The following is a 21,698-nucleotide window of genomic DNA, read 5'->3' on the forward strand; positions in this document are numbered from 1 at the left end:
TCGGAATTCACGCAGGTTGCTCCTTGTTCTTGTTGTCTGTCGTGCCGCCGCCCGGATGCGCCAGGCGGCGGGTGTTGCTCGACGGGTCAGATCGGGTAGTGCCGCGGGCCATGCTGCAAGGTGATCCAGCGCAACTGGGTGAACTGGTCGATGGCCGTGCGGCTGCCGAAGCTGCCGTAACCGCTGGATTTCACGCCGCCGAAGGGCATCTGCGCCTCGTCGTGCACCGTCGGACCGTTGATATGGCAGATGCCCGACTCAACGCGCTGGGCCAAGGCCAGGGCGCGGCCGGTGTCGCGGCTGAAAATCGCCGAAGACAGACCGAACTCCGAATCATTGGCCAGCGCAAGCAGCGCCTCGTCGCCCTTGCCGCGCACCACCACAGCCACCGGGCCGAAGGATTCTTCGCGGTACAGGCGCATGCTGGCGTCCACTTTGTCCAGCAGGGTCGGCTGCAGGATGCTGCCGTCCAGTTGGCCGCCGCAGACCAGCCGCGCGCCCTTCTGCACGGCGTCATCGATCAGCGCCTTGATGCGTTCACCGGCACCGCTGTCCACCAGCGAACCGAGCACCGAAGCCGGGTCTTGCGGATCACCGGCACGCAGCCTGGCGACCTTGGCCGCGAGCTTGTCGACAAAGGCATCGGCGATGGCTTCGTCCAGCACCAGGCGCTCGGTGGACATGCAGATCTGGCCCTGGTTGAAGTAGGCACCGAAGGCGGCCGCTTCGACGGCGGCGTCCAGGTCGGCGTCGTCCAGCACCAGAAACGGGGCCTTGCCGCCCAGTTCCAGCAGCGCCGGTTTCAGGTGCCGCGCCGCCAGTTCGCCAACGATGCGCCCGACATGGGTCGAACCGGTGAAGTTGATCCGGCGCACGGCAGGGTTGGCGATCAGCCGCTCGACAATCGCCGGCGCGTCAGCCGGGGCGTTGCTGATGACGTTGACCACGCCATCGCCAAGGCCGGCATCCTGCAGCACCTGGCCAATCAGCCGGTGTACTGCGGGGCTGAGTTCCGACGCCTTGAGCACCACGGTATTGCCGCAGGCCAGCGGCATGGCGATGGCGCGGGTGGCGAGAATCACCGGAGCGTTCCACGGCGCGATACCCAGCACCACGCCGCACGGCGCACGCACCGCCATGGCGAAGCTGCCAGGCACATCGGAGGGAATCACCTCGCCGGTGATCTGGGTGGTCATGGACGCGGCTTCGCGCAGCATGCCGGCGGCCAGCTTGACGTTGAAACCGTACCAGTTGGCCATGGCGCCGGTCTCGCCGGCGGCAGCGATGAATTCGCCGGTCCGCGCCTGCAAGGCGTCAGCGGCGGCCAGCAGACGGCTGCGCCGTTCGTTGGGCGCCAGTTGCGACCAGGCCGGGAATGCAGCGTGGGCAGCGGCGACCGCGGCGTCGGCGTCCTCGAGGGTGGCGGCAGCAACCTGCGACACCAGCTCGCCGGTCACCGGATTGCGTCGCTCGAACGTCCGTCCATCACTGGCGGGGCACGACCGCCCGCCTATCAGTAAAGGCACCTGCAACATGCTCATTCCTCTTTCTTGTCGTTATCGGGAATCATCGAAGGCTGGCAGAAACGGGCGGCGTCGCACAAACGCCGCCCATCGGCATCAACGCTTGTAGGCTTGCAGGCCCGGCTTGATGCTCTTGTCGTCGAGGAACTGCTTCATGCCCTGCTCGCGGCCGCCTTCGGTGTCCAGCAGACGGGACTGGTCGAGCTTGGCGTACAGGTAATCTTCGTTCTGCTCCCAGGTCAGTTCGCGGCAGCGCTTGAAGCCATGCTTGGCGGCACGCAGGACCACCGGGTTTTTCTCCAGCAGGTTCAGCGCCAGTTCGCGGGTGGTTTCGCGCAGTTGCGCCAGCGGCACGCTTTCGTTGACCAGGCCCATCTCGGCGGCTTTCGGCCCGCCGAAGGTCTTGCCGGTCATGATGTAGTACAGCGACTGGCGATGGCCCACGGTGTCGGCCATGGCCTTGCTCACCAGGTTGCCCGGCGGGATGCCCCAGTTGATTTCCGACAGGCCGAAGGTGGCTTCGTCGGCGCAGATCGCCAGGTCACAGGCCACCAGCGGGCTGAAGCCGCCACCGAAGCACCAGCCGTTGACCATGGCGATGGTCGGCTTGGTGTACATGCGCAGCAGTTTCCATTGCCATTGCGAGGCTTCGCGGCGGATTTTTTCCTGGAGGATTTCCGGGCCGGCGTCCACTTCGCGGAAGTATTCCTTGAGGTCCATGCCCGCAGTCCAGGCTTCGCCGGCACCGGTCAGCACCAGCACGCCGGCTTCAGGATCCTGCTCCAGGGTTTCCAGCACGTCGACCATCTCGCGGTTGAGGGTCGGACTCATGGCGTTGCGTTTTTCCGGACGGTTCAGGGTGACCCAGGCGATACCGGATTCCAGTTCGACCTTGACGGTGGTCCAGCGGCCTTCGTAGTTGCTCATGTGTTTGCACTCTTGTTGTTCGTGGGCGATGTTCAGCAAGCTAATCGAGCAAATTAGTTATGTCAATTAACTATTATGAAAATTATCTTTCTTGCTGGCGCCTTGGGTTCAGTCTTCGATGAATCCTGGCTAGCCAGATCTGGCTCATACAGGCAGACTAGGTAATTTTCTTATCCATGGTTCAAGGAGTCTGCTTCCCGATGGCAAGGTCCGCCCGCAAAACCGATACCCTCCCCGAGTCCGATGCCCCCGCTGCGGCGCTGGATGCGTCCCTCGAAGACCTGATCGGTTATGCCCTGCGCCGAGCCCAGTTGAAGCTGTTCCAGAACCTGATCAGCCGCCTGGCGGTGCATGATTTGCGCCCGGCGCAGTTTTCCGCGCTGGCGATCATCGAGCAGAATCCCGGGCTGATGCAGGCCGACCTGGCCCGCGCCCTGGCCATCGAACCGCCGCAGGTGGTGCCGCTGCTGAACAAGCTGGAAGAACGCGCGCTGGCGGTGCGTATCCGTTGCAAGCCGGACAAGCGCTCCTACGGCATCTTCCTCAGCAAGAGCGGTGAAACCCTGCTCAAGGACCTCAAGCAGATCGCCTCCGACAGCGACCACGACGCCACTGCGGCGCTCGACGATGCCGAGCGCGCGGAGCTGTTGCGGCTGTTGAAGAAGGTTTATCAGTAGCAAGAATCCACTGGCGAGCGAGGACTGTGTAGGAGCGGCTTCAGCCGCGATCGACGGCAGAGCCGTCGCAGAGCCTGAGTCCTCGGTCAGCCTGATTCACCGGGGACTCAGGTTTTGTGGCCGCTTTGCGGCCAATCGCGGCTAAAGCCGCTCCTACAGAGATCCTGGCCAGCCCGGATCATCGAGCACTTACCAGATCGGCAACGTATAGGTGACCAGGAAGCGGCTCTGGTTCTCATCGCGGAACGCCGCACCCGTGGGGAAGTCGTTGCGGTAGATCGACTTGCGCGCCAGCAACCCGACGTTCTTCAACGGCCCGCTCTGGATCACATAACCCAGCTCCATCTGGAACTCGCGCTCTTTGCGATCATCAGCATTGAGCGACGTCAGTTCGATATTGTCCCCGCGCACATAGCGCAGCCGCCCTTTCAGCCCCGGCACGCCGACCGCGACAAAGTCGTAGTCGTAGATCGCCTGCCAGGTGCGTTCCTTGGCGTTGAGAAAATCCGAACTCATGGTCAGTTCACTCATGCCCATCAACTCGGTGCCCGAGACATAAGGCGTGGCCGTGTCGCCCGTGGAATGCATGTAGCCAATCCCCAGCTTGTGCCCGCCCAGACGATAACTGAGCAGCGCCGAGAGGTTGCGGTTGTCCACCGCGCCGGCCCGCGCCTGGCCGTCTTCACGGCTGAAGAAACTGCGCAGGTCGGCGCTGAACGTGCCGTCGCCAATGGCCTGTTCGTAAAGCGCGGCCAGGGTGTCCTGTTGGTACAGGTCTTCAAGCTCGGCATGATACAAGCGCACGCCCAAGGCCTTGTTGAGCTGGTAGTCGGCACCGGCATAGGCCATGTGCGATGAGGTTTGCGCGCCCTTGAAGCGGCCGTTGGGCGAGGCGATCGCCATGCGCTCATAGCTGGTGGAATCACGCTTGTTGATCCGATCGAGGTAACCGGCGTTGAGCGTCAGGCCGTCGATTTCCTTCGACACCAGGGTGGTACCACGAAAGGTCTGCGGCAGCAGGCGCGAAGGGCTGGCAAAGGCGAACGGCAGGAAGATCATCACGTCGCCGCTCTTCACCGTGCTCTGGCTCAAACGCAGCTTGGCGGTCAGCGCCAGCCGCGAATAGTCATCGGCGGCCACGCCGTCGCTTTTCGACACCGGCAGCAGTTCGGTGCCACTGCGCGATGGCGCCGAATCCAGTTTCACCCCCAACAGGCCACGGGCATCCAGGCCAAAGCCCAGCGGCCCTTCGGTAAAGCCCGACTCGATATTCAGGTTGAACCCCTGCGCCCATTCGCGGGCCGCGCTCTTCGCGCCGCCGTCCTTGTAGTCGCGATCCAGGTAGTAGTTTTTCAGGCCGAGGGTGGCGTGGCTGTCTTCGAAAAAGCCGGCGGCCATGGTTTGGCCGCTGGCCAGTGCGACGGCCAGAGCGAGGCAGCCGGAGGCACGGAAGCCGGGCGTAGCGCGGGTGTCACGAACGCATTCATGCATGTTGGGTTGTCCACTCTTGTTGTTGTTTTTTTGGCATCGAGACAACGTGTCAGGCGCCGTCTCGCAGCGGAGAATGGAAAGCCCTTGAGGCCTCGTCAACGGTCAATGATCGATAATCGAACATTAATTTTATTAACTATCTAGTACAGAGCCTGCTGCTTTCCCCTACCCGGCGCGTCTAGCACAACGCTTTCAGATGCCCAAAGCTCAGCAAAAAAAACCGCTGTAAATTTAGTTATATTTGTTAATCTTATTTTCGCGTTGGACATCACCGGCGCAGCAAAACAACAACAAGAAATGAGGCCATGCCATGGACACTTCATCGCGTCGTCCGACGCTGACAATCGCTTTGTGTTTCATCGTCGCGCTGATCGAAGGTTTCGACCTGCAATCGGCCGGCACCGCAGCCGCTGGTCTGCGCCAGAGTTTCGAACTCGATCCGAAGATGCTCGGCTGGGTGTTCAGCGCGAGCATCATCGGCCTGTTGCCAGGCGCCTTCTTCGGCGGCTGGCTGGCCGACCGTATCGGACGCAAGAAAGTACTGGTGGCCGCGGTCATTCTGTTCGGCGTGTTTTCCCTGTGGACGGCCTATGTCGGCGACTACAGCCAACTGCTGCTGGCGCGCCTGATGACCGGTCTGGGCCTCGGCGCCGCCCTGCCCAACCTCATCGCGCTGTGCGCCGAGGCGGTGGGTGAAAAACGCCGCAGCACCGCCATCAGCATCATGTATTCCGGTGTCCCCCTGGGCGGCGCACTGGCCGCAGTGGTGGCAATGTTCGCCCACGACCACTGGCAGATGACCTTCATCATTGGCGGCCTGGCGCCCCTGGCCGCCGTGCCGCTGATGCTGGCGTTGCTGCCGGAATCGAGCGCGTTCCAGCGTTCCGTCGGCCCGGTGCAACGGCCCTCCACCTCATCCGCGCTGTTCGGCGACGGTCGCGGCAGTGCCACGCTGATGCTGTGGCTGAGTTACTTCTTCACCCTGACCGTGATGTACATGCTGCTCAACTGGCTGCCGTCGCTGCTGATCGGCCAGGGCTTCAGCAAGCCCGAGGCCGGGCTGGTACAGATGCTGTTCAACATTGGCGGGGCGATTGGCTCGCTGCTGGGCGGCGTGCTGCTGGACCGCGGCAACCCGGTACGGGTCACGCTGTGCATCTACGCCGGACTGCTGGCGGCACTGGCTGGCCTGGGCCTGGCGGTGGGTGTAACGGCCATGGCCATTGCCGGCTTTGCCGCCGGACTGTTCGTGCTGGCGGCGCAACTGGTGCTTTACGCCCTGGCCCCACCGCTCTACCCGACCACCGTGCGCGCCACCGGTGTGGGCGCGGCGGTCGCCATCGGTCGTCTCGGCTCGGTCAGCGGTCCGCTGGCGGCCGGGCAGATCCTTGCGGCCGGCGCCGGCACTGCCGGGGTGTTGCTGGCCGCATCGCCGGGCCTGGTGGTCGCCGCGCTGGCAGTGCTGCATGTATTGCGCCGCTCGGGAGACAACGCCGGGTCGGCGGTACCGGTGCAGAACGCGGGCTCCTGAGGCTGACACCTTGTGGGCGCGTATGCGTCCGCTCCCACAAGGCCCCCGAAGCACGTCGCCGCAACGATTCACCGCAAGCGATAACACTCGATCCGCACCACCTCCTCACTCGGGTACGTCACCCGGCCTATGAACACCTCCTCCCGCAACCAGGCCAGTCGTCCCTCGGCGACCTGGAACTGCGGCGAGCAGGTGCAGCGATAGTGCTCCGCCGCCACCGGCCAGATCCCCTCGGCCTCCAGCCGTCGCCCCTCCTCGTCCAGTAGCAACAACCCGCGATTGTGGATATTGATGCGCTCGCCGCGATCACTCAAAAGGCTGTAGCGGGCGTCCAGTTCACCCACGCCATCCGGGCGCAGGAGGAACTGGTCGGCGCCACCGGGCAGCACCTTGCCGCGCAGATCCGGCCCCTCGAAATGCCCGCCGAGAATCGGGTAATTGCTGCGCTGCCCCTCCACGCACTGGCCCAGGTCTTCGCCCGGGGCGATGCGCACCCACAGGCTCATGATCCAGTCCAGCGCGGGAGCGGCGAACTCTGATGTATCGCTCATATCAACGCTCCCGGCCCGCTTCAGCGGTTGCTCTTGACGGTGGTCCAGGTGCGTGTGCGGATCCGTTCGATCGACGCCGGCAGTGGTTCCAGCGCGAAGAGGGTCTGGCGTGCCGCGTCCGGGATGTACATGTTCGGGTCGTTGCGGATTGCCTCGTCCACCAGCGCAGTGGCGTCCTTGTTGGGGTTGGGGTAGCCGATCCGGTTGCTGATCCGCGCAATCACCTCAGGCCGCAGGATGTAGTCGATGAAGGCATGGGCCTGGTCGACGTTCGGTGCGTTGAGCGGCACCGCCATGACGTCCGCCCACATTGGCGCGCCCTCTTTCGGCAAGGCCATTTCCACCTTCACGCCCTTGCCGGCGGCGTTCGCCAGTTGCCGCGCCAGGGCGATCCCGCCGGACCAGCCCACCGCCGCGCAGATGTCGCCGTTGGCCAGGTCCATGCCGTAGCGCGAAGAGTTGAAGTAGCTGATGTTCGGCCGCGCCTGCAGCATCAACGCCAGCGCCTGTTTGTAGTCGTCGGGTTTCTTGCTGTTGGGGTCCAGCCCCTGGTAATGCAGGGCGATGGGCAGAATCTCGCCGGCGGCATCGAGGAAGCCCACGCCGCACGAGGCCAATCGCGAGAGGTTTTCCGGTTTGAAGATCACATCCCAACTGTCCATCTTCGCGTCGGGCCCGAGAACCTTCTGCACCTTGTCGACGTTGTAGCCGATCAGCGTGGTGCCCCACAGGTACGGTACGCTGTAGCGGTTGCCGCTGTCGCCGACCGTTTCAATGCTGGTCATGAAGGCCGGATCGAGGTGTTTCCAGTTGGGCAGCTTGTTGCGGTCCAGCGGTTGCACGGCGCCCGCCTGGATCAGCTTGCCGATGTTCGACGTGCCGGGGAATACCACGTCGTAGCCGGAGTTGCCGGTGAGCAGTTTCGATTCCAGGGTTTCGACGCTGTCGAACACGTCGTAGATCGGGCGGATGCCGGTGTCCTTTTCGAAATCCTGGAGGATTTCCGGTGGCAGGTACTCGATCCAGTTGTAGATGCGCACCGTCGGCTGGGCCGCACACAGGCCGCTGGCAAACAGGGTGAAACCGGCAAGCAGGGCACGGAGGGAAAGCGTGTTCATGGGGATTCTCCTGGGCGGCACGGATCAGTAGCGGTAGGTGAAATACAGTTCGACGGCACTGAAGCGCTGGTCATCGCCAAACACCTGGCGCGCCGCGGACTTGGCCTTGACCCAGTTGTAGGACAGTGATGTATAGAGGCGCGGCGTCGGTGTCCAGTCCAGGTAGATCACCGATTCGTCGGCGAACCGACGGCTGTCCACCGGTGCGCCCTGGTAGTTCTTTTCATCGAGCCAGAACTGGTAGTGGATGGCGCCGAGGGTGACGGTATCGCTGACTTTGCTCTTGAGCGAGAACTGATGGACGTTCTCGTTGCTGTTGAACAGCAGGTAGTTGCCGGTGATATCGCCGACCAGCCAGGTGCTCCAATCGATAAAGCCTTTGCTCAGGGCATCCCAACTTTTCTGCGTGTTATCGCCGGCATCGTCGTCGCCGGAAAAATGCGCGTAGCGATAGCCCAGCACCGGGCTGAACGGCAGTTGCTCGAAGGCATAGTCGGCCTGGGCGTACCAGGCGTTGGCGTCGTAATCGACCCCGTCACCGCTGCCGCGCTGCACTGCGTATTCGGCGTTCAGGGTCAGCGCCGGCAACCCCGGAACCTTGCCGCGCAGAGCCCGCAGGTTATAGACCTGCATGCCGTCGCGAGCAGCGCGGGCCGTGCGATTGCTGGCCAGGGCATCGACCTGCATGGCCATCGCGCCGAGGGTCACCTGGCCGTCGAGGTCGTAGTCGAGGTTGGCGCCGTTCATGCGGTAGTTGCCGAGGTGATCGTCGGTGCGCAGGCTGAAGGCCTGGACCTGCAACGGGCCCTTGTCCCAGGCCAGCAACGCCGAGTCGCGGAAGGCGGTACGCGGGCCGAGCCAGTAGGCAGCGTCGCCGAACAGGTCGAGGTTGCCGTCCATGACGATAAAGCCGTTACCAACCAGGTAGTTCTGCCGCCCGGCAGTGAACTTCCACTCACCCGCGCGGAAACCCGCGTAAGCCTCCTCCACCGTGGCACGGCCATCGGAACTACGGGTATTGCCCCCCGGGTCGCCGTCGCCGAAGGTGGTCGCCGCCACCATCGACCCACCCGCCAGCAGGCTGAAATCCGGGTTGAGCCGGTAGTCCAGGGTGATTCCGGGCTTGAGATAGAACTCCTGCCAATCGGTGCGCTGGCCGTCGTTGCGACCGTTGCGCAGGTCGGTGCGGCCCAGGCCGAAGTTGACGTTGCGGGCGCTGAGGCTGGCGCCGCCAGCCGTCAGGGACAGCTCCCCCTTGAGGTTGCCTTCTTCGAACACATAACCGGCCAGTGACACCTGGCTGGCCGACGCAAGGCCGAACGCCAGCAACACGCCGGTAAAACGCGGAGTGCGATACATATAAAGCTCCTGTGCATTTGTTGTTGTATTACAGGGCAGTCGCGGCGGCGCAGAACGCCGCCAACACCTGACGGATCAGGCGAGAACGCTGGCGGGACCAGCGCTCGGGAACACTTTTCTAATTAGGAATTCAGGCCCGCGGCGATGGCGCGCAGCATGCGCACGCTGTCGGCGTCCAGGTCGGTGACCGCTTCAGCCAGCGAGGACTGTTTGACGATCACCGTCTGCGACGGGAAATCGACGAACAGGTACTGGCCGTGAATGCCGCCCGCCATCAGCGCCTGGCTGTGGTCGTTGAACACGTACCACTGGCTGCGGTACGACGCGCCGGGAGTCCAGTGGGAGAATTCAGTGTTGGCCGCGTAGATCGCCGGGTTGGCACCAGCGCGAATCGCGTCGATGGCCCCGGCGGCGATCAGTTGCCGGCCTGCGTGGCGACCGCCATCGAGCAGCAACTGACCGAAGCGCGCCATGTCCCGCGCAGTCGCGCTGAAACCGGCACCCGCGACGCCGCGCCCCCAGGGGTCGGCCATGAAGTAACCGTCGCGCTCGCAGCCCAGTTCACCCCACACCGCCTCCAGCAAGGCCGGACACGCGGTGCCGCAAGCCCGCTCCATGACCCAGGCCAGCGCTTCGGTGGTGGCGGTGACGTAATGGAAGAAACCGCCGTGCTCGCCGCGCTGGCGCAGCGAAGGCAGGTACTGGTACAGCGATTCGTACTGGCGGTACTCCTCTGGCGCCGGCTGGAAACCGCAGGCGTAGCCGTATTGCGAACTTTCCGAGGCGGGATCGTCGTAGACCTCGCTGTAGGCGATGCCCACGGCCATGTCGAACAGTTGCCGCACGGTGGCCTCGCCGAACGCGCTGCCTTCGAACTCCGGCACGTAATGGCGGGCCAGGGCATTCGGGTCCAGCGTGCCGGAAGCGATCAGCTGCTCGCCGAGAGTGCCGATCAGCGACTTGGTCACCGAGAACATGACGTGCCGGTCGTGGACCTGCTGGCCGTTGAAGTAACGCTCGAATGCCACCTGGCCACGGCTCAGCACCAGCAAGGCGTCGGTGTTGCTCGCCTGCAGATGCTCGGCGACGCTGACCGACAGCCCGCACACGCTTTCGAACGTCCAGTCTTCCAGCGCCCGCGGCGCCTCGTCGAGCGTGCTGGCGCCGGCGCTGCCAGCCCGTACATCAATGCTCGGCCGCAACCGCGCCAGATTGCGAAAGCCCCAACGGCTGAACGGCGGACGCATCCAGTTGGCCCAGGTCACCCGCTGCTCAGGCGCTGCGGGAAAGCCTTGCATCAGGTCAGGCCGGGCGGCCCCGGCAATCAGGGATTCGTGCGCCTCGGCATACAACCGGGCAAGGGGCGTGAAGTCGTGGTGGCTCATCGGGTCGATCCTGGAAATGACTCTGCGTCGAGGCAGATGCCATAAAAGAATTAACTCTGACAAAAGTTTTAGTCAATAAAATATTTTACCAAGCAAACACTGAGCGCTATCCTCTGCGCAACCGATCCATCGCAAAGGAGTCAGCGTGAGCGGACTGCGAGAACTTCAAAAGGAAATGCGCCGCCAGGCGATCGCCGACGCGGCGATCGAGCTGTTCCAGCGCCAGGGTTTCCAGAACACCACCATCGAGCAGATCGCCCGGCACGCCGGGGTGTCGGCGCCAACGGTGTTCAAGTACTTCAACAGCAAGCAGGAAATCATCCTGGAAATGCTCAAGGAGGCCGACAACCGTGCCGTGCTCGACCTGCGCGACAAGATGCGCGAGTTCGACGATCCGGTGGACACCCTCTGCCATCTGGAGTCACTGCTGGTCAGCTACTCGCTGGAAGTCCTGCCCGCGCCGCTCTGGCGCGAGTTGCTGCCGCTGATCCTGAGCAACGAACGCGAAGGCCTGCCCCAGGCGTACCGGGAAATGAACGCGGCCTTGCAAGCGCAGATCGCCAGTGTCCTGCGCGACCTGCAAGCCCGCGGCAAGCTGCACGCCGGGCTGGATGTGGAGCTGACCGCGTTCCTGCTCAACGATTATTCCCACCTGCAACTGCTGCGGCTGGTCAGCGCCGCCGAGCCGGACCGTGAGGCCCATGCCCGGCAGGTGCGACTGACCACGCAGTTGATTTTCCAGGGGATGCGCCCGGACTGAGCCGGCCTAACCGCCGTCCACCACTTTCATCGCCAACCGCTGCCTTGCACTGTGCAGCATGTGCAAGGTGATCTTGCGCACTTCCGCCTTGCTCACTTCGATATGCGCGCGCAGCAACTGGCAGGCCTGTTCGCTGCGGCGCTGGAGGATGGCATCGAGGATGTCGGCATGCTCCTCGTAGGTGGCGGACACCCGGGGCGACTGGGTGAAGTCCAGGCGGCGGATGATGCGGATCTGTTCGGTCACCTCGCGGTGCACCCGGGCCATTTCGCGGTTGCCGGTGGCGGCCACCAGCGCGCAGTGGAATTCCTCGTCCAGGCGTGACACCGCGCGGCCGTCCTGCAAGCGCTGGCCCTCCTCGATCAGCCAGATGCTCACCAGATGTTCCAGGTGCCCGGCCAGCTCGACCTCCAGCCCGCACAGGTGACGGACCGAAGCCAGTTCCAGAACGATGCGCAGGTCATACAGTTCCTCGAACCGCGCGAAGTCGAACGGCCGCACCTGCCAGCCGCTGCGAAAATGCACCTCCAGATAACCCTCGCGCTCCAGGTGGTAGAGCGCCTGACGCACCGGCGTGCGGCTGACCGCCAGGCGCTTGGCGACATCGCCCTCGCTGAAGCGGTCACCCGGCAGCAGGCGGAATTCGAAGATGTCCTCCTTGAGCTGCTGATAGATGCCTTCGGCGAGGTTTTCCGGCCGCTCCCTGGCGGCCTTTTTTTCAGGGGTGGGCAACATGATCAGAGGTCCTCAAGCCACGGGATCCAGCAACAGCAAGGCGTCGCCGGGCAGTACCGCCTTGCCGGGCTGGCAGCGGACGGCGCGAACCGTACCGCTGACCGGCGCGAACACCGACAGCTCCATTTTCATCGCTTCCACGACCATCAACGGCGCCCCCGCTTCCACGGCCTGACCCGGCTGCACAAGGATCTTCCAGACGCTGCCGCACATGTCGGCGCTGACCACATGGGCATCGCCATAGTCATCGGCGTCGGGCTGTGGCCGCACCGCTGCGGCAACCTCGTCTTCATCCTGCTCGCGCCAACGGGCGATTTCGCTATTGAACGCCTGTTTCTGCCGGGCCTGGAAGGTGGCGATATCCGTTTCGTTGGCCGCCAGGAAACGCTGGTACTCGGCAAAATCGAACACGGCGTCCTCGATGCGGATCTGCGCCCGCCCTTCGCGGAAGGCATCGCGGAAGGTCTCCAGTTCCGCCTCGCTGACCGGATAGAAACGCACCTGGTCGAAGAAGTGCAGCAGCCACGGCTGGCCGTCCTTGAACTGGGCATTGCGCGAGAAGCGATTCCAGATCGGCAGGGTCCGCCCCACCAGTTGATAACCGCCGGGGGAATCCATGCCGTAGATGCACATGTACATCCCGCCGATACCCACGGTGCCCTCGGCGGTGAAGGTCCGCGCCGGGTTGTATTTGGAACTGAGCAGGCGATGACGCGGATCCAGCGGCACTGCACACGGCGCGTCCAGGTAGACATCGCCGAGGCCGAGGATCAGGTAGCTGGCGTCGAAGAGGATATCGCGCACCTGCTCGCGGGTCGCCAGGCCGTTGGCGCGCTGGATGAAATCGACATTGTTCGGCAGCCACGGCGCTTCACTGCGCACGGTCTCGCTGTAGCGCTGCACGGCGCCGAGGGTGGCGCTGTCCTCGAAGGCCATCGGCAGGTGGATGATCCGCGTGGGGATCTTCACCTCATCGACATCCGCCAGCCCGGCCTCCAGTTCCAGCAAGTGTTCGATCAGCGCCGACTGATGCAGCAGCCGGCTGTTGTAACGCAGTTGCAGCGAGCGCACGCCCGGCGCCAGCTCTTCGAGGCCGCGCAATGGCCGGGCCTTGAGCGCTTCCATCAACAGATGAATGCGCAGGCGCAGCGCCAGGTCGAGCACGTTGTCGCCGTATTCCACCAGCACATAGGCGTCACCCGCCTGGCGATAGGTGACGTGCGGGCGCTTGCCACTGGCGGGCAGTTCGGCGAGCACCGTGGCGGACACCGTGGTGGCCGGCTTCAGGCTGGGCGCCGGCAGCGTTACCGCGGCAATCGCCGCCAGCGCTTCGATGCTGCCCAGTTGCGCCTGCTCCAGGCTCTGCGCCTGCTTGAAGCTGATGGGGTGGAAACGCACGGTGTCGCCGGGTTTGACCTGACCGACTTTCCACAGCTCGGCTTTGGCGATGGTCACCGGGCAGACGAAGCCACCCAGGCTCGGGCCGTCCTTGGTCAGAATCACCGGGGAGTCGCCGGTGAAGTTGATGGCGCCGATGGCGTATTCGCAATCGTGCACGTTGGACGGGTGCAGCCCCGCCTCGCCACCGTCGGCCCGGGCCCACTCCGGCTTGGGCCCAGAAAGGCGTACGCCAAGGCGATTGGAGTTGTAGTGCACTTCCCAGTCGGCGGCGAAGAAGGCGTCGATGGCCTCTTCGGTGAAAAAGTCCGGCGCGCCATGAGGGCCGTAGAGCACGCCGATCTGCCAGGTGCGGCCATAGCCTGGAATCAGACTGGCATCCAGCGTCTGCGGCGGGCTCACCGGCGCCGGCGTGGTGCAGGCGGCCAGCTCGGGACGGGACACCGCGAGGATATCGCCGGGGCGCAGAGTGCGCCCGGCATGACCGCCGAACTGGCCGAGGGCGAAGGTCGAGCGACTGCCGAGATAGACCGGCACATCGAGCCCGTTGCGCACCGCCAGGTACGTGCGGCAGCCACTGGCGGCGCGGCCCAGGGTGAGCACCTGCCCGGCCTTGACCGCGACTGGCGCCCAGTAGGCGACGGTCTCGCCGTCGAGGGTCGCCGGGCAATCGGCGCCGGTCAGGGCGATCAGGCAATCGTTGTGGAAGCGCAGGGTCGGCCCCTGCAAGGTGAACTCCAGGCCAGCGGCACTCTCGTGGTTGCCGACGATGCGGTTGGCCAGACGAAAGGCAAAATCATCCATCGGCCCGGACGGCGGCACGCCGATGTCCCAGTAGCCGAGGCGGCCGGGAAAGTCCTGCACGCTGGAATAAGTGCCCGGTTCCAGCACTTCGATGGCCTGGGGCTGGTAGTCGAAGCTGTCGAGCAAGCGGGTCCAGACCTCGCCGCTGTGGAAGCGCGGCGCGGCAACCACCTGGCGCAAATAGTCGAGGTTGGTGGCGATGCCGTGCAGGCGGGTGGCGGCCAGCGCTGCGGTCATGGCGGCGATCGCCTGCTCGCGGGTATCGGCGTGGACGATCAGCTTGGCGATCATCGGGTCATAGAAGGCCGAGACTTCGCTGCCGGTGCTGACCCAGGTATCGACCCGCACGCCCTCGGGAAAGTGCACGTCGGTCAACACGCCGGGGCTCGGCTGGAAGTTCTTCAACGGATCTTCAGCATACAGACGCACTTCGATCGCCGCGCCTTGCGGTGGCCGCTGCAGCGCCGACCAGTCCAGCGCCTCGCCGGCAGCGACCCGGAGCATGCATTCGATCAGGTCCAGGCCAGTGACCATCTCGGTCACCGGATGCTCGACCTGCAAGCGCGTGTTGACCTCCAGAAAGTAAAAGTCGTCGCGGGCAGCGTCATAGATGAACTCGACCGTACCGGCGCTGCGGTAGGCCACCGACTCGCCGAGCTTCACCGCGGCGGCATGCAGGCGCTCGCGGGTCGCCTGCGGCAGGTTCGGCGCCGGGGTTTCTTCCACCACCTTCTGGTTGCGCCGCTGCAACGAGCAGTCGCGCTCGCCGAGGGCGACCACACGGCCCTGGCCGTCACCGAAAATCTGCACCTCGACATGCCGCGCCTGATCGACAAAGCACTCCAGAAACACCCCGGCATCACTGAAGAACTGCTCGCCCATGCGCTTGACGCTGTCGTACGCGCTGGCCAGCGCGGCGGCGTCGGCGCAACGGGTCAGGCCAATGCCACCACCGCCGGCGGTGGTTTTCAGCATCACCGGGTAACCGATGCGCTGCGCGGCCTGCAAGGCGTCGTCAAGGCTGTCGAGCAGTCCAGTGCCCGGCGCCATCGGCACGCGGGCCACCGCTGCCAGCTCGCGGGCGCGGTGCTTGAGGCCGAATTCGCGAATCTGCAACGCGGTGGGGCCGATAAAGGCGATGCCCTCGGCCTCGCAGGCTTCGGCAAACTCGGCGCTTTCCGAAAGGAAGCCGTAACCGGGATAAATGGCCTGGGCACCGCTTTCCCGAGCGGCCTGCAAAATGCGCTCGGCACGCAGGTAGCTGTCGGCGGCTTTCTCGCCGCCCAGGGCGATGGCGAGGTCGGCATCGCGGACATGCTGGGCGTTGCGGTCGGCCTCGGAATACACCGCGACACTGCGCACCCCGAGGGTCTTCAAGGTGCGAATGGCACGGACGGCGATTTCGCCACGGTTGGCGATCAGAACGGTATGGAACATTTGCGCTCTCTCCTTAAGCGGGTTTGCGGCTGGCGACAAAAGCGCGCCATCCGGCAAAGGCAGTGATGTCCTCGGCGCTTTCCAGCGCCCAGGCTTCGCAGATGAATCCTTTCACCCAGCGACCGTCGTTCAGCTGCACATTGCCGATGCCCAAGGGTAGTGGAATCTCCGCGACGAACTCGCCGAAGCGCGCCAGCGGGATATCCCACACCTCGACGATGATCGAACTGCCGCTGCCATCGGCGCTGCGCGCCAGGCCCGGCTTGGGCGGCACGGTGCCGGGCAACGCGTAGAGGCGGTAGTCGGCGCTGGTCAGGGTCTGTTCCACCAGCACGGCGTCGCGGGTCAGCAACTGGAAGTTCAGCGGCATGCCGGTGAGGTGCGCGCCCACCACCGCCAGGCGCACGCAACCCGGCGCCTGCATCACCGGCGCAGCGGGCGGCAACGCACGACCGGTGGCGCCGAGCGGCAACGCCTGCGCCTGTTGCCAGCGCTTGCCCAGTGAGGCCAGGGCGTGATCGTGCCAGGCCGGGGCGATCAGGGTGATGCCGGCCGGCAAGCCGTCGTCGCGCAGGCCGGCGGGCAGCGCCAGGGCGCTGAGATCAGCGAGGTTGGTGAAGTTGGTGTAGGTGCCGAACTGGCTGTTGAACAGCACCGGCTCGGCCTGCATCTCGTCCAGCGTGCGCAGGGTCGGCGAGGTCGGCACCACCAATGCATCGAAGCCTTCCAGGGCCAGTTCGATGGCGCGGCTTAGCTCGGCCCGCGCGTATTCGGCGCGGAAGGTATCGCAGGCGCTGAAGCCCAAGCCGTTCTCGACAATGCCGCGCACCACCGGGTTGATCGCCTCCGGCGCCGCCGCCAGCATCGCCGACACCGCTACCGTGCGCTCCGCGACCCAAGGGCCTTGATAAAGCTGGCTGGCCAGTTCGCGGAACGGCGCGAAATCAACGGTTACCAGCTCCGCGCCGAGTTCACGCAGGCGCGCCAGCGACTGCTGGTAGACCGCCTCGTTGCCGCAGTCGCCAAAGAACTCCAGGCTGTCCGGCACTGCCAAACGTGGCGTGGCGCCGATCGCCACCGGCGCAGTGGCGGGGTTGCGCCGGGAGTAGGCGTCACCTGCGTCATAGCCGCCAGCGAGGGTGAGTACCCGCTCGGCGTCGGCCACGGTCAGGGCGAAGATCGAGATGCAGTCCAGGGTGCGGCAGGCCGGCACCAGCCCTTTATTGGACAGCAGGCCCTTGGTTGGCTTAAGGCCGACGATATTGTTGAACCCGGCCGGCACCCGGCCCGAGCCCGCAGTGTCGGTGCCCAGCGAGAACGCCACCAGCCCGCGTGCCACCACTGACGCCGAGCCGGAGCTGGAGCCGCCGCTGACGTAGGCCGGATCGAAGCTGTTGGGCACCGCACCGTAGGGCGAGCGAGTGCCTACCAGGCCGGTGGCGAACTGGTCCAGGTTGGTCTTGCCCAGCAACACCGCGCCGGCCGCCTGCAGGCGGGCGACCACCGTCGCGTCCTCGGCGGCGACATAGGCGAACTCGGGGCACGCGGCGGTGGTCGGCCAGCCGGCGGCATCGATGTTGTCCTTGACCGCAAACGGCACGCCATACAGCGGCAACTTCGCCAGATCACCGTCTACCGCCGCCCGCTGCGCAGCCAGGCCGGCGAGACGCGCACTCAACTGCTCCGGCGAAACCCGGGTGATCCACGCCGGGTCGCTGTCGGGGAACTGTTGCAGCAGTTCGAAGAGATAGTCCGGGGTCAGGTCGCCGCTTTGGTAGGCGTCCTGCCAGTCACCGAGAGTCCAGCCGAGGGTCCGCAGAGGAAGGGATTGCATGGGGGTACTCCATCTTGTATCCAAGTTTGGATTCGGCTGGAGCAAGGGTCGGGCCAACTGGCGCAAGGGCTTGCGGGACAAGGGTTTGAAGGGAAATGGGCGGTCACGAAGGCACCCGCGTTGCTGCATGCTGGTGCGGGGTGCTTGGTTGTGGTGCCGTGCAGTCCCGACAGCACTACCCCAAACCGCGCTGCGCCCGTAGAATGCGCTCCTTTTTTTCCTGGGGCAGAACGTCCATGAGCTCAATCGAACAAGGTCCCGGCGCACCGGCGCAGGCCAATGAACTGGTGCTTGGCCTGGAAGACCGGCCACGCCTGTTGATCGGCCTGCTGGCCGCGTTGCAGCACCTGCTGGCGATCATCGTGCCGATCGTCACCCCGGGGCTGCTGATCTGTCAGGCGCTGGGCGTGTCGGCCCGCGATACCAACCTGATCGTGTCCATGTCGCTGGTGATCTCCGGCATCGCCACCTTCGTCCAGTGCCGTCGCTTCGGGCCGTTCGGTGCCGGGCTGCTGATCGTCCAGGGCACCAGCTTCAACTTCGTCGGCCCGCTGATCGCTGGCGGTGCGTTGATGGTCAAGCAAGGCACGCCGGTGGAAGCGGTGATGGCGGCGATCTTCGGCGTGGTCATCGCCGGTTCGTTCGTGGAAATGGGCATCTCGCGCATCCTGCCGTTCGTCAAACGCCTGATCACCCCGCTGGTGACCGGCATCGTCGTGCTGATGATCGGCCTGACCCTGATCAAGGTCGGCCTGATCAGCATGGGCGGCGGTTTCGCCGCGATGGGCAACGGCACCTTCGCCAACGGCGAGAACCTGCTGCTGTCCGGCGTGGTGCTGGCGATCATCGTTGTGCTCAACCGTATTCCGCTGGTGTGGATGCGCAGTTGCGCCATCGTCATCGCCCTGGCCGTGGGCTATGCGCTGGCCGGCTACCTGGGCCGTCTGGACTTCACCGGCATGCACGAGGCGGCGCTGTTCCAGGTGCCGGTCCCGCTGCATTTCGGCCTCGGTTTCTCCTGGGCACTGTTTATCCCGATGCTGGTGATCTACCTGGTCACCTCGCTGGAAGCCATCGGTGACGTCACCGCCACCAGCAAGGTCTCGCGCCAGCCGGTGGAAGGCCCGCTGTGGATGCAGCGGATCAAGGGCGGCGTGCTGGTCAACGGCGCCAACTCGCTGCTGGCAGGCATGTTCAACACCTTCCCGAGTTCGATCTTCGCGCAGAACAACGGCGTGATTCAGCTCACCGGCATCGCCAGCCGCCATATCGGTGTGTGGATCGCCCTGATGCTGGTGGTGCTGGGCCTGTTCCCGGCCGTCGCCGGAGTGATCCAGGCCGTGCCGGAGCCAGTGCTCGGCGGCGCTGCCATGGTGATGTTCGGCGCGGTCGCAGCGTCGGGTATCAATATCCTCGCCAGCACCAGCCTCGACCGTCGTGCCCTGCTGATCATCGCCGTGTCCCTGGCGCTGGGCCTGGGCGTGGCGCAGGTGCCGGAGTTCCTCGCGCACATGCCGTCGGCGCTGCGCAACGTGCTGGAATCCGGCGTCGCCACCGGTGGCATCTGCGCCCTGGTGCTGAACTGGTTCCTGCCGGAAGCCCGCCGCGAAGACTGACGCCCGCGTCTGCACCACCAAAGCCCGCAGCCTGCTGCGGGCTTTTTGTTTTATCATTCCCGCAGTTTTTTCCCACAGAGCCTGCCATGAAGTTCGCCATCGCAGTTTTTTCCCCAGGCCACGCGCCCTCCTCGCGCCGGGCCCTGCTCTTCGCCCAGGCGGTCCTGGCCGGCGGGCACGAGATTGTCCGGTTGTTCTTCTACCAGGACGGCGTGCACAGCGCCTCGGCCAACGTCGTCACGCCCCAGGACGAAGCCGATATTCCCGCGCAGTGGCGCGCCTTTGTCAGCGACCATCAGCTCGACGCCGTGGTCTGCATCGCCGCCGCCCTGCGCCGCGGCGTGCTCAATGAAGAAGAAGCCAAGCGCTACCAGCGCCCGGCGGTGAACCTGCCCGCACCCTGGGAATTGTCTGGTCTGGGCCAGTTGCATGAAGCCGCGCAAACCGCCGACCGCCTGGTCTGCTTCGGAGGTGATTGAAATGGCCAAGTCCCTGCTGATCATCAGCCGCCAGGCGCCGTGGAGCGGCCCATCAGCCCGCGAAGCGCTGGATATCGCCCTGGCTGGCGGTGCCTTCGACCTGCCGCTGGGCATGCTGTTTCTCGATGACGGTGTGTTCCAGCTCGCCGCCGCTCAACAGCCCGCAGTGCTGCAACAGAAGAACCTGGCGGCCAATCTCCAGGCGCTGCCGATGTTCGGCGTCGAGGAACTGTTCGCCGCCGCCAGCAGCCTGCGCGAGCGCGGCCTGTCCGCCGAAGGCCTGAGCCTGCCGGTGGAAGTGCTGGATGACATGGCCCTCGCCGCGCTGATCGACCGTTTTGACCAGGTGGTAACCCTCTGATGAGCACCCTGCACGTCATTTCCCATTCGCCCTTCAGCGACAACCGTCTCTACAGTTGCCTGCGCCTGCTCGGCCCGCACGATGGCCTGCTGCTGTGCGGCGACGCGGTCTACGCGCTGCAACCCGGTAGTGCGCCGCTTGCGGGGTTGCGCACTCTCGGCCCGCGCCTCTACGTCCTCGAAGAAGACCTGCAGGCCCGCGCCATCACCGAGAGCCCGGCCACCGCCATCGACTACCCGGGTTTTGTGGCGCTGTCTTTGAACTACGACAAGGTCAATAGCTGGCTATGAGCACCCTTACCGTCAACGGCCGCGATATCGCCCTGGACAAGGACGGCTATCTGGTCGAGCTGAGCGACTGGTCCGAGGACGTCGCCCAGGCCCTGGCCGCCCGCGAGTCGCTGGAGCTGAGCGCCGATCACTGGGAAGTGCTGACGCTGCTGCGCCAGTTCTACCAGGAGTTCGAGCTGTCGCCGGCGACCCGCCCGCTGATCAAGTACACCGCCCTCAAGCTCGGCGTAGAAAAAGGCAACAGCCTGCACCTCAACCGCCTGTTCAACGGCACTCCCGCCAAACTCGCCGCCAAGCTGGCGGGCCTGCCCAAGCCGACCAATTGCATATGAATTCGCCACTCCCGCTCGTTACCGAAACCCCGGAAGAACATCCCTTCGCCCAGTTCGTGCGCATCCTCGGCAAGGGCAAGCGCGGCGCCCGCGGCCTGACCCGCGAGGAAGCCCGCGAGGCCATGGGCCTGCTGCTCGACGGCAAGGTCGAGGACACCCAGCTCGGCGCCTTCCTGATGCTGCTGCGGCACAAGGAAGAAAGCCCGGAAGAACTGGCCGGTTTCACCGAAGCCCTGCGCCAGCGCCTGAACGCCCCGGCCATTGCCGTCGATATCGACTGGCCAAGCTACGCCGGCAAGAAGCGTCACCTGCCCTGGTACCTGCTGGCAGCGCGCTGCCTGGCGATCAATGACGTGCGCATTCTGATGCACGGCGGCGGCGCACATACCGCCGGGCGCCTGTATACCGAGCAGGTGCTGGATCTGGTCGGTATTCCGTTGTGCCGCAACTGGCGCGAAGTCGAAACGGCCCTTGATCAGCACAACCTCGCCTTCTTCCCGTTGCAGGACTGGGCGCCGGGCCTGCAACGCATGATCGACCTGCGCAACACCCTCGGCCTGCGCTCACCGATCCACTCCCTGGCCCGGGTGCTCAATCCGCTGGGCGCGCGCTGCGGCCTGCAAAGCATCTTCCACCCCGGTTACCAGGCGGTGCACCGCGAAGCCAGCCGCTTGCTGGGTGACCGCGCCATCGTGGTCAAGGGTGATGGCGGCGAGATCGAGATCAACCCGGATGCCACCAGCCATCTCTACGGCACCGCCGACGGCACGGACTGGGACGAGGAATGGCCGCAGATGTCGGAGCAGCGCCATGTGAAACCGGCCAGCCTGGAGCCGGATTATCTGTTGAGGGTCTGGTGTGGTGAGGCCAGCGACAGTTATGGCGAGATGGCGGTGGTCGCGACCATGGCCCTGGCCCTGCGTGGCTTGGGCCACAGCCAGGACGACGCCTTCGCCAAAGCCCGTGAATACTGGGCAACGCGCCTGGCCTGATAACGACCCATCGAATCCATCGATCAAAAACCCGGGATCTTTGCGCTATTTGTTCGAACTGAAGTCCGTAGACTGGGCTCCAACTTCTATACGAATTA

At 64.9% G+C, this 21,698-nt stretch carries 19 protein-coding genes; 9 read left to right on the forward strand and 10 right to left on the reverse strand.

Translation table 11 applies throughout. From position 1 onward, the window contains the following. Window positions 1-86 precede the first annotated feature (86 nt). Both DM374_RS25730 and DM374_RS25735 read right to left on the reverse strand, forming a co-directional pair. Window positions 87-1,535 carry an aldehyde dehydrogenase gene (locus DM374_RS25730; protein ID WP_110972436.1) on the reverse strand — a complete coding sequence of 483 codons (1,449 nt, stop codon included), beginning with the start codon at window positions 1,533-1,535 and terminating at the stop codon, window positions 87-89. 84 nt (window positions 1,536-1,619) lie between these two features. Then, on the reverse strand, window positions 1,620-2,450 hold the full coding sequence (locus DM374_RS25735) for a p-hydroxycinnamoyl CoA hydratase/lyase (RefSeq protein ID WP_095157332.1): 831 nt from the start codon (window positions 2,448-2,450) through the stop codon (window positions 1,620-1,622). Window positions 2,451-2,650: 200 nt separating this feature from the next. Here DM374_RS25735 and DM374_RS25740 point away from each other — a divergent pair, with 200 nt between their 5' ends. Beyond that, window positions 2,651-3,127: a MarR family winged helix-turn-helix transcriptional regulator gene (locus DM374_RS25740; RefSeq protein ID WP_095157330.1), complete on the forward strand. Its 477-nt coding sequence runs from the start codon at window positions 2,651-2,653 to the stop codon at window positions 3,125-3,127. 189 nt (window positions 3,128-3,316) lie between these two features. On the opposite strand, the gene DM374_RS25745 is transcribed toward DM374_RS25740, so the two are convergent. Then, complete coding sequence (locus DM374_RS25745; RefSeq protein WP_110972408.1) at window positions 3,317-4,618, reverse strand: OprD family porin; 1,302 nt, start codon at window positions 4,616-4,618, stop codon at window positions 3,317-3,319. Between the two features lie 310 nt (window positions 4,619-4,928). Here DM374_RS25745 and mhpT point away from each other — a divergent pair, with 310 nt between their 5' ends. After that, the gene (mhpT, locus tag DM374_RS25750; protein WP_110972409.1) at window positions 4,929-6,149 is read left to right on the forward strand and encodes a 3-(3-hydroxy-phenyl)propionate transporter MhpT; all 1,221 of its coding nucleotides are present in this window, start codon (window positions 4,929-4,931) and stop codon (window positions 6,147-6,149) included. A gap of 68 nt (window positions 6,150-6,217) precedes the next feature. Here mhpT and DM374_RS25755 read toward each other — a convergent pair whose 3' ends face one another. From DM374_RS25755 to DM374_RS25770, 4 genes are all read right to left on the reverse strand, one after another. After that, window positions 6,218-6,700: a DUF3237 domain-containing protein gene (locus tag DM374_RS25755; RefSeq protein ID WP_110972410.1), complete on the reverse strand. Its 483-nt coding sequence runs from the start codon at window positions 6,698-6,700 to the stop codon at window positions 6,218-6,220. Window positions 6,701-6,720: 20 nt separating this feature from the next. Then, window positions 6,721-7,818: a polyamine ABC transporter substrate-binding protein gene (locus DM374_RS25760; protein WP_110972411.1), complete on the reverse strand. Its 1,098-nt coding sequence runs from the start codon at window positions 7,816-7,818 to the stop codon at window positions 6,721-6,723. Window positions 7,819-7,842: 24 nt separating this feature from the next. After that, entirely contained in the window at window positions 7,843-9,177 is a 1,335-nt protein-coding gene (locus DM374_RS25765; RefSeq protein WP_110972412.1) for an alginate export family protein, read from the reverse strand. Window positions 9,178-9,299: 122 nt separating this feature from the next. After that, window positions 9,300-10,562, reverse strand: a complete 1,263-nt coding sequence (locus DM374_RS25770) for a serine hydrolase domain-containing protein (RefSeq protein ID WP_110972413.1) — start codon at window positions 10,560-10,562, stop codon at window positions 9,300-9,302. 145 nt (window positions 10,563-10,707) lie between these two features. Here DM374_RS25770 and DM374_RS25775 point away from each other — a divergent pair, with 145 nt between their 5' ends. Beyond that, window positions 10,708-11,322: a TetR/AcrR family transcriptional regulator gene (locus tag DM374_RS25775; protein ID WP_110972414.1), complete on the forward strand. Its 615-nt coding sequence runs from the start codon at window positions 10,708-10,710 to the stop codon at window positions 11,320-11,322. Window positions 11,323-11,328: 6 nt separating this feature from the next. On the opposite strand, the gene DM374_RS25780 is transcribed toward DM374_RS25775, so the two are convergent. From DM374_RS25780 to atzF, 3 genes are read right to left on the reverse strand one after another with little or no spacing between them, the layout of a single operon-like run. Beyond that, window positions 11,329-12,057, reverse strand: a complete 729-nt coding sequence (locus DM374_RS25780; RefSeq protein ID WP_177431607.1) for a GntR family transcriptional regulator — start codon at window positions 12,055-12,057, stop codon at window positions 11,329-11,331. A gap of 12 nt (window positions 12,058-12,069) precedes the next feature. Further along, entirely contained in the window at window positions 12,070-15,696 is a 3,627-nt protein-coding gene (gene uca / locus DM374_RS25785; protein WP_110972416.1) for an urea carboxylase, read from the reverse strand. A 13-nt stretch (window positions 15,697-15,709) separates the two neighbouring features. Next, window positions 15,710-17,530: an allophanate hydrolase gene (gene atzF / locus DM374_RS25790; RefSeq protein ID WP_110972417.1), complete on the reverse strand. Its 1,821-nt coding sequence runs from the start codon at window positions 17,528-17,530 to the stop codon at window positions 15,710-15,712. A gap of 236 nt (window positions 17,531-17,766) precedes the next feature. Between atzF and DM374_RS25795 the strand changes: the two genes are divergently transcribed. The 6 genes from DM374_RS25795 to DM374_RS25820 all read left to right on the forward strand — a co-directional run bounded on the left by DM374_RS25795 (window position 17,767) and on the right by DM374_RS25820 (window position 21,600). Then, on the forward strand, window positions 17,767-19,146 hold the full coding sequence (locus DM374_RS25795) for a nucleobase:cation symporter-2 family protein (protein WP_110972418.1): 1,380 nt from the start codon (window positions 17,767-17,769) through the stop codon (window positions 19,144-19,146). Window positions 19,147-19,232: 86 nt separating this feature from the next. Beyond that, on the forward strand, window positions 19,233-19,625 hold the full coding sequence (tusD, locus tag DM374_RS25800; RefSeq protein ID WP_110972419.1) for a sulfurtransferase complex subunit TusD: 393 nt from the start codon (window positions 19,233-19,235) through the stop codon (window positions 19,623-19,625). A gap of 1 nt (window position 19,626) precedes the next feature. Beyond that, on the forward strand, window positions 19,627-19,986 hold the full coding sequence (gene tusC / locus DM374_RS25805; RefSeq protein ID WP_110972420.1) for a sulfurtransferase complex subunit TusC: 360 nt from the start codon (window positions 19,627-19,629) through the stop codon (window positions 19,984-19,986). After that, window positions 19,986-20,276 (forward strand): sulfurtransferase complex subunit TusB, encoded by a 291-nt coding sequence (gene tusB, locus DM374_RS25810; RefSeq protein WP_110972421.1) that lies wholly within the window; start codon window positions 19,986-19,988, stop codon window positions 20,274-20,276. The genes tusC and tusB overlap by 1 nt, the downstream gene beginning before the upstream one ends. Next, window positions 20,273-20,608 (forward strand): TusE/DsrC/DsvC family sulfur relay protein, encoded by a 336-nt coding sequence (locus tag DM374_RS25815; RefSeq protein WP_110972422.1) that lies wholly within the window; start codon window positions 20,273-20,275, stop codon window positions 20,606-20,608. The genes tusB and DM374_RS25815 overlap by 4 nt, the downstream gene beginning before the upstream one ends. Next, entirely contained in the window at window positions 20,605-21,600 is a 996-nt protein-coding gene (locus tag DM374_RS25820; protein WP_110972423.1) for a glycosyl transferase family protein, read from the forward strand. The genes DM374_RS25815 and DM374_RS25820 overlap by 4 nt, the downstream gene beginning before the upstream one ends. Window positions 21,601-21,698: the final 98 nt, after the last annotated feature.

Source organism: Pseudomonas huaxiensis (genome assembly GCF_003231275.1).
Lineage (GTDB): Bacteria > Pseudomonadota > Gammaproteobacteria > Pseudomonadales > Pseudomonadaceae > Aquipseudomonas > Aquipseudomonas huaxiensis.